Source organism: Aeromonas sp. HMWF014 (assembly GCF_963878295.1).
GTDB classification, from domain to species: domain Bacteria; phylum Pseudomonadota; class Gammaproteobacteria; order Enterobacterales; family Aeromonadaceae; genus Aeromonas; species Aeromonas popoffii.
Genome location: NZ_CAWNYS010000397.1, coordinates 1 through 8,333, shown reverse-complemented (window position 1 = coordinate 8,333; position 8,333 = coordinate 1). Strand labels below are relative to the sequence as shown.

Annotated in this window: 6 protein-coding genes; 4 read left to right on the top strand and 2 right to left on the bottom strand. The window is 57.5% G+C overall.

What is annotated here, in order from left to right; translation table 11 throughout:
• The 4 genes from groL to AAC083_RS16095 all read left to right on the top strand — a co-directional run.
• A partial coding sequence (gene groL, locus AAC083_RS16110; protein WP_258224719.1) for a chaperonin GroEL occupies positions 1–1,521 on the top strand: 1,521 nt, incomplete at its 5' end.
• Positions 1,522–1,616: 95 nt separating this feature from the next.
• Positions 1,617–2,114: a molybdopterin-binding oxidoreductase gene (locus tag AAC083_RS16105; RefSeq protein WP_181364781.1), complete on the top strand. Its 498-nt coding sequence runs from the start codon at positions 1,617–1,619 to the stop codon at positions 2,112–2,114.
• A gap of 23 nt (positions 2,115–2,137) precedes the next feature.
• Entirely contained in the window at positions 2,138–4,069 is a 1,932-nt protein-coding gene (locus tag AAC083_RS16100; RefSeq protein WP_108537133.1) for a putative bifunctional diguanylate cyclase/phosphodiesterase, read from the top strand.
• Between the two features lie 58 nt (positions 4,070–4,127).
• Complete coding sequence (locus AAC083_RS16095) at positions 4,128–4,316, top strand: hypothetical protein (protein ID WP_080741189.1); 189 nt, start codon at positions 4,128–4,130, stop codon at positions 4,314–4,316.
• Positions 4,317–4,374: 58 nt separating this feature from the next.
• Here the strand turns inward: AAC083_RS16095 and rluA are convergent, their stop codons facing one another.
• Together rluA and rapA are read right to left on the bottom strand one after the other, a co-directional pair.
• On the bottom strand, positions 4,375–5,031 hold the full coding sequence (rluA, locus tag AAC083_RS16090) for a bifunctional tRNA pseudouridine(32) synthase/23S rRNA pseudouridine(746) synthase RluA (RefSeq protein WP_108537132.1): 657 nt from the start codon (positions 5,029–5,031) through the stop codon (positions 4,375–4,377).
• A gap of 115 nt (positions 5,032–5,146) precedes the next feature.
• Positions 5,147–8,014, bottom strand: coding sequence for an RNA polymerase-associated protein RapA (rapA, locus tag AAC083_RS16085; RefSeq protein ID WP_108537131.1), 2,868 nt, complete (start codon positions 8,012–8,014; stop codon positions 5,147–5,149).
• Between the last annotated feature and the right edge of the window lie 319 nt (positions 8,015–8,333).

The following is an 8,333-nucleotide window of genomic DNA, read 5'->3' as shown; positions in this document are numbered from 1 at the left end:
GTACTGGACAAGTCCTTCGGTGCTCCGACCATCACCAAGGATGGCGTCTCCGTTGCTCGCGAAATCGAGCTGGAAGACAAATTCATGAACATGGGCGCCCAGATGGTCAAGGAAGTTGCTTCCAAGGCCAATGACGCCGCCGGTGACGGTACCACCACGGCGACCGTACTGGCTCAGGCCATCGTCAACGAAGGCCTGAAGGCCGTTGCCGCTGGCATGAATCCGATGGATCTGAAGCGTGGTATCGACAAGGCAGTTATTGCTGCCGTTGCCGAGCTGCAAGTGCTGTCCCAGCCGTGTGCCTGCAACAATGCTATCGCTCAGGTGGGTACCATCTCCGCCAACTCCGATGAAAAAGTGGGCAAGCTGATTGCCGAAGCCATGGACAAAGTCGGTCGTGATGGCGTCATCACAGTTGAAGATGGTCAGGGCCTGGATGACGAGCTGGCTGTAGTCGAAGGTATGCAGTTCGATCGCGGCTACCTCTCTCCGTACTTCGTCAACAAGCCGGAAACCGGTTCTGTCGAGCTGGATGATCCTTTCATCCTGCTGGTTGACAAGAAAGTGTCCAACATTCGCGAGATGCTGCCGGTGCTGGAAGGCGTTGCCAAAGCAGGCAAGCCGCTGCTGATCGTTGCCGAAGACGTGGAAGGCGAAGCGCTGGCGACCCTGGTGGTCAACACCATGCGCGGCATAGTGAAAGTGGCTGCCGTCAAGGCACCTGGTTTCGGTGACCGTCGCAAGGCCATGCTACAGGATATCGCCATGCTGACCGGTGGTACCGTGATCTCCGAAGAAGTGGGCATGGAGCTGGAAAAAGCGACCCTGGAAGACCTGGGCCGTGCCAAGCGCATCGTCATCACCAAAGAAAACACGACCATTATTGATGGTGTGGGTGATGCAGCCTTGATCGAGAGCCGTGTGGCCCAGATCCGTCAGCAGATCGAAGATACCTCTTCCGATTATGACCGTGAGAAGCTGCAAGAGCGTGTAGCCAAACTGGCTGGCGGCGTTGCCGTGATCAAGGTCGGTGCCGCTACCGAAGTCGAGATGAAAGAGAAGAAAGCCCGTGTTGACGATGCCCTGCACGCAACTCGCGCAGCCGTCGAAGAAGGTGTGGTTGCAGGTGGTGGTGTTGCGCTGGTGCGCGTTGCTGCCAAACTCGCCAATCTGCGCGGTGACAACGAAGACCAGAACGTGGGCATCAAGGTTGCCTTGCGTGCCATGGAAGCTCCGCTGCGTCAGATCGTCATCAACGCTGGTGAAGAAGCCTCCGTCATTGCCAACGCGGTGAAGAATGGTGAAGGCAACTTCGGTTACAACGCTTACACCGAACAGTACGGTGACATGCTGGCCATGGGGATCCTGGATCCGACCAAGGTGACCCGTTCTGCGCTGCAGTTCGCCTCTTCCATCGCCGGCCTGATGATCACCACAGAGTGCATGATCACCGAGCTGCCGAAGAAAGATACCCCTGCCATGCCTGACATGGGTGGCATGGGCGGTATGGGCATGATGTAATTCGGCCCTGTTTACCAAACGGCTCGCTTTTGCGAGCCGTTTTTTTTATGGCGACTAAACTGAGTCTATTGTTGGCAACTTTATATGAGGTGAATATGCGTGTACTGGGTTTGATTACATTACTCTTTTCTCTGGCAATGCCAGCCATGGCCCTAGAGGCACCGCAGGGACCCGTGATCTTGAAGGTGACCGGCAATGTGATGCCCGCCGAGGCGAGCGAGGGGGCCATTGGCTTCGATCTGGCCATGCTCAAGGCGCTGCCACAGCATGAGATAGTGACGGGAAACCCCTGGGTCGACAAACCGCACAGGTATGTGGGGCCCAAGCTGGCGGATGTGCTTGCTGCCGTCGGGGCGGATGGCAAGGCCGTAACCCTGACCGCCTTGAACAGTTTTCAGATTAAGATCAACTGGGACAAGGTCAAACAATATGATCCCATCCTGGCTTGGCAGGACGACGGGGTGACCATGCGGGTGCGGAATAAGGGGCCGCTTTGGTTTATCCTACCGCTGGATCAGTATCCTGAGCTGAAACGGTCAGAATTTACCGACATGATGATCTGGCAACTGAGTTCGGTTGATATCCAGCATTGATATAATGGTTTGCGGGAGTGCGGGTGAAAGCAAAGACCAAGGCGTGGCCGTTACTTGCGGTGCTTTATCTATCCATCCTGTTGTTCACGGGAAGCACCCTGTATTGCCTCGCACAGATACAGAATGCAACCCGGGTGATGGAGAAATATACCTATGATGTCTCCTGGGCCCTAATGCAGTTGCAGTTGGAGTTGGGGCGTTTCCTCAACTCCGTCGAGATCTACCATTATGGCGGCATAGATCATGACACCCTGATGCTGCGTTACGACATCCTCTGGAGTCGTACACCTATCCTGCTCAGTGGCCAACTGCGCCAGAGCATGAAGGACAAGCAGAAGACACTGCGGTTGGTGCAGCTGATCGAAAGCAATATCCGCGAGATGGAGTCCAACATCACTCACCTGAAATCGGGCACGCCGGACTATCAGCAGATCATGATGCGGCTGGCCCCCCTGCAGGAACCTCTCTCTTACTCTCTTGCGTCTGTCATGCAGAAGAACATCAACGTCTATTCGGGCAATGACAAGCGTTTCGGCCAGTTGCGCAATGCCTTGTTGTTCATGGTGTCCGGCCTTGTGCTGTCGGTGATGCTGCTCAGTGGCCTGCTGATCCGCGAGGCTCGCCGGCACTTCCGTATGGCTCGGGTTGATCCCCTGACCGGATTGGCCAACCGGCTGGCGTTGCTGGAGAAAATGGAGTCGTATGCGGCCAGGGAGACGCCATTTGGCCTGGTGCTGGTGGATATCAACGATTTTCGTGATATAAACAGCAAATTTGGCTACAACACGGGTGACTTCCTGCTACGGGAGCTGGCAAAGCGGACCCGCAGCCTGTGTGAAAACGGGGAGTGGGTGGCACGTCTGGGTGGGGACCAATTCGCCATGATCCAGCGCGAGAGCAGCGACCTGCGACAGGTGAGGGAGCTGGTCTCCCGCCTGCTCCATGCACTCAAGCAGGACATTATCATCGACAATTACCCATTCCGGCTGGAAGTCGGGATCGGTATTGCCTTCTTCCCGATGGATAGCAAACTGACGCAGGAGTTGCTCAGCCGGGCCGAGCTGGCGCTGTTTCACAGTCGCAAGGCCCATGTCCCTTATGTCATTTATGACAATTCGCTGCTCAATGAGACGGCGCGACGCAAGCATCTGGCAAGCGACATGATAATGGCGTTGGAGCACAACGCACTTGAGCTTTATTACCAGCCCATCGTCAATCTCGAAAGTGGTCGCTGCGAGGCGGTCGAAGCTCTGTTGCGCTGGCGCCACCCTGAATTGGGCTTCATTCCGCCCAATGAGGTGATCCAGGTGGCGGAAGAGTTCCAGCTTGCCGAGAAACTGGGCAGCTGGGTGCTGAATACCGCCTGTGAGCAGCTCTATCAGTGGCAGCAGCTCGGGTTGGTCGATTTGCAGATGTGCGTGAACATCTCACCTGGCATGTACCAGCGCAACTTGTTGAAGCTGGTGGCCAAGGCCTTGATGGATCATCATATCCCGGCCGCCAGCCTGGTCTTGGAAGTGACCGAAGACACAACAATGCGCGAGGTGAAAAACTCCTTGCAGCTGATGCAGGATCTCAATCAGCAGGGTGTACAGCTGGCGCTGGATGACTTCGGGACTGGCTACTCCTCCCTCAGTTATTTGCAGAAACTGCCCGTCAGCAAGGTAAAGATCGATCGCTCCTTCATTCAGGGTATCGATACCTCAATAGAGGCCTCGGAGCTGGTCGCCAATATCTGCCGCATGGGCTCCATGCTGGGCAAAAGCCTTGTGTGTGAGGGGATAGAAACCCAGGCCCAGCTCGATGTGCTGCGCACCCTCACCGACATTCACCTCTATGGTCAGGGATATCTGTTCAGTCGTCCTGAACAGGCAGAGAAGGTCTATCAGACTTTGCTGGAGATGGAAGAGCAATGGCTGGAGCGACGTCAACCCAACAAGACGTATTTAATTTAGCCAAAATGGCTCATGGATGGCACAAGAGGGCCGATAGTCTTAAGGCAGGAGGTACACCATGGATATATCTAGTTCTGCATCAACGTCATTTGGTTCTGCTTTGCTGACAGCCAGTCTGGCCAAGAAACAGCAAACCCAGGATGGTGAGGCCGCATTGAAACTGCTCCAGACGGCTGCCCAATCAGCCCCGACCGCAGCGACATCGGCCAGCTCCACACTGGGAAGTAAAATCGATATTCGCGTCTGATCCTAATGAAAAAGCCCCCATCAGTTGATGGGGGCTTTTTTTATGTTCACGTTCTGGCCTATAGCGGAAAAGGTGCGGGAGCTTCAAAGGTCATACGCTCCCCACTGCGGGGGTGGCTGATGGTCAGCATGGTCGCATGCAGGTAGAGATGGGGGGCTGCCGCCAGCGCATCCGGATGGGCATAGAGGTTGTCACCCAGAATCGGGTGCCCCAGCTCCAGCATATGGACGCGTAACTGGTGGGAGCGACCTGTGATGGGGGTCAGCTTGATCAGGCTGTTGCCGTTCTCCACCTTCAGCTTTTCCCACAGGGTCAGGGCGTGGCGCCCCTCCTCGTGGTCCACCTTCTGTTTCGGGCGGTTGGGCCAATCGACGCAGAGCGGCAGGTCAACCTGACCTGACTCTGCTTCCGGCTCACCCCACACCCAGGCGAGGTAGTGCTTCTCGGTCTCCCGCTCACGGAATTGTCGGCTCAGCTCCCGATGAGAATTGGGGTTGAGAGGAATGACAATGACGCCAGTGGTAGACATGTCGAGGCGATGAGCTGCCGCCGCCTTGGGGTGCTGCTGTTTCACCCGATGCAGGACGCTGTCTTCATTCTCGGGGCCGCGCCCGGGGACGCTCAGCAGGCCAGTGGGCTTGTTGACCACCATGATGTCCTTGTCCTTGAACAGGATATCGAGCCAGGGTTCCAGAGGCGGTGAGTATTCAAACATAAATGTCTCGCATCAGAAGGTGGGGGCAAGCCCCCATCAGTTATGGGTAACCACGATAAAGCGGCATTGGATATCCAGTTTGAGCTGGGTCTGGCCGCTGTCGGTCGGTACCTTGTCAGTTATGGGTGACCACGATAAAGCGGATGGCATCCAGCTTGAGTTGGGTCTGATCGATCAGGTGGTGCAATTCTGCCTGCAGATTGCGCAGATAATCCAGTTCGCTGTCGCGTACGTTCGGATTGACCGTCTTGAGCGCTTTCAGCCGATCGAGATCCTGCTGCAGGGTCTGCGCCATTTGGGCACGGGCCTTGTCGACAATCACGGCTTTCAGCTCTTCGGCAATCGGCTGGCCTTTGCCAATCAGACCGTGAATAACCGGCTGGGAAGCGGTCACCAGTTTGCTGCCAAGATGGCGGTTGACCGGGGTCAGCTGGCGGTTGAAGGCATCGAACGCCACCTTCTCGCCCAGATTCTGGCCATTCTTGTCCATCAGCAGGCGGATCGGGGTCGGCGGCATGAAGCGGTAGAGCTGGGGATGGGCCGCAGACTCGGCGACGAAGATCAGCTCCAGCAGAATGGATCCGATGGGCAGCGCCTTGTTCTTGAGCAGGGCGACCGAAGTAGCACCGATCTCGGAGCCGAGGATCAGGTCGATACCGCCGCGCATCATGGGGTGATCCCAGGAGAGCAGCGCCATATCATCCCGCGACAGGGCGGTGTTGCGATCGAAGGTGATGGTCATGCCGTCTTGCGGCAAGCCCGGGAAGCTGGAGACCAGCATGTGATCCCCCGGGGTCAGCACCAGTGCGTTCTCGCCACGGTCATCCTGATTGACGCCGATCTCGTCGAACAGCTTGAGAGCGAAGGAGATCATGCCGGTGTCGTCATCTTCGGCGGCCAGCTTGTCGACCAGCAGCTGGGCAGCAGCGCCACCGCTGGAGTGGATCTCCAGCAGGCGATCGCGACCCTGTTCCAGCCGGGCCTTGAGCGGCTCGTGCAGTTCGCGGGTCTTGATCAGCAGGGCGTCGAGGGTCGCCTGATCGCCGGTGTTGGCGGCCAGCAGCTCGAACAGCTCGTCACGCACCGCTTCGAATACCGGGCGAGCGGTAGGGCAGGTCTGCTCGAACGCGTCCAGACCATCGTGATACCAGAGCTGCAGGGCGCGCTGAGCAGTCCCTTCCAGATAGGGGACGTGGATCTCGACGGTATTCTGCTGACCGATACGATCCAGTCGACCGATACGCTGTTCCAGCAGATCCGGGTTGAGAGGCAGATCGAACAGCACCAGATGGCTGGCAAACTGGAAGTTGCGACCTTCTGACCCGATCTCGGAGCAGAGCAGCACCTGTGCGCCACCATCCTCTTGCGCGAAATAGGCGGAGGCCTTGTCCCGCTCGAGGATCGACATCCCTTCATGGAACACGGTGCCGCGGATCCCTTCACGGGTGCGCAGCGCCTCTTCCAGCGCGATGGCGGTGGCCGCTTCGGAGCAGATCACCAGCACCTTCTGTTGGCGGGCCGAGAGCAGCAGCCCCAGCAACCACTCGACGCGCGGGTCGAACTGAGTCCAGGTGGCGTTGTCGCCTTCGAACTGCTGGAAGATCTTCTCGGGGTAGAGGTAGCGCAGGGCACGGGTCTGCAGATCGCCACCATTGCCACCCATCATGCCCATCACCTTAATGGCAGTCTTGTACTGCTCGGGCAGCGGCATGGGGTAGACATTGAGGTGGCGCTCAGGGAAGCCCTGAATATTGGCGCGGCTGTTGCGAAACAGCACTCGGCCGGTGCCATGCTGATCCAGCAGCTTGGCGACCGCCTGCTGACGGGCGGCGGTATCGCTCAGATCCAGCCCTTCCAGCTGGCTGGCGAGGATCTGTTTGGCTTCATCGCTCAGGGTCTCGCCATCCAGCAGCTCTTGCGCTGCGCTGGCGACCTGACCATAAGCCTGCTCCTCGGCGAGGAAGGCCTCGTAGTCGTAGAAACGCTCGGGATCGAGCAGGCGCAGACGGGCGAAGTGGCTCTGGTGCCCCAGCTGATCCGGGGTGGCGGTCAGCAGCAGTACGCCCGGCACCTGTTCGGCCAGCGCTTCCACCATTTCGTAGGCGCGGCTGGGGGCATCGATGCTCCACTCCAGATGGTGCGCTTCGTCAACAACCAGCAGATCCCACTCGGCTTCCAGCACCTGCTCGAAGCGACGACGCTTCTTGCGCAGGAAATCGAGGCTGCAGATCACCAGTTGTTCGGTCTCGAAGGGGTTCTCCGCATCGGCGAACGCCTCAATGCAGCGCTCCTCATCAAACAGGGAGAAGTGCAGGTTGAAGCGGCGCAGCATCTCGACCAGCCACTGGTGTTGCAAGGTTTCGGGCAGCAGGATCAGCACCCGATGAGCGCGGCCGGAGAGCAGCTGCTGATGAATGATCATGCCCGCTTCGATGGTCTTGCCCAGACCTACTTCGTCCGCCAGCAATACGCGCGGGGCGTAGCGGTGCCCCACTTCATGGGCGATATAGAGCTGGTGCGGGATCAGGCTGACCCGGCCACCGGCCAGACCGCGAGTCGGGTTGCGACGACGCTGGTGCTGGTTGATCAACGCCTCGTAGCGCAGGGTAAAGCGGGACATACGGTCAATCTGACCGGCGAACAGGCGATCCTGCGGCTTGTTGAACTTGATAAAGTTGTTGAGAAACACTTCCTTGAGGGCAACGGGCTCATCATTGTCGGTGCGAACACCTACATATATAAGCAGGCCGTTTTTCTCCTGCACTTCTTCGACTGTCATGGTCCAGTCTTCGTGACTGGCTATCTGGTCGCCCACATTGAAGCTGACCCGGGTGACCGGCGCCTCTTCTTTGGCATACATGCGGTTTTCACCGGTAGCCGGAAACAACAGGGTAACCATGCGTCCTTCAACAGCAACGACAGTCCCCAACCCCAGATCCGTCTCTGTATCACTAATCCAACGCTGGCCAAGTGCAAAAGGCATTAAACTCTCCAAAGCCCAAGAGTGTGTGAATCGCAAAGGGGCGCTATGTTACCCGAAGGCGTGACCTCGATCACCATGCATATGGATGTGGTGACGCCAAATCACCACAACCTTGATCTGTAGCCGGCAAGGCACCACTGAAGACAGGTAGATGTTGTCAAATGAGTGTCTTTTTGCGGGATAAACGGTCTTTTTGGTGGATTGGTGAGCTGTTGAGCTAATAATTCGAATTTAATTCGAAAAGGCCCTTGCAAGCGTGATCCAGATCCCTATAATGCGCCACATCGACAGGGCAAGCGGCAACGCAGTTAAGCCAGTC

Bases quoted from the DNA above. Each gene is read 5' to 3' on its own strand.
- AAC083_RS16105 (WP_181364781.1), top strand. From the start codon at position 1,617: ATGCGTGTACTGGGTTTGATTACATTACTCTTTTCTCTGGCAATGCCA.
- AAC083_RS16095 (WP_080741189.1), top strand. From the start codon at position 4,128: ATGGATATATCTAGTTCTGCATCAACGTCATTTGGTTCTGCTTTGCTG.
- rluA (WP_108537132.1), bottom strand. From the start codon at position 5,031: ATGTTTGAATACTCACCGCCTCTGGAACCCTGGCTCGATATCCTGTTC.
- rapA (WP_108537131.1), bottom strand. From the start codon at position 8,014: ATGCCTTTTGCACTTGGCCAGCGTTGGATTAGTGATACAGAGACGGAT.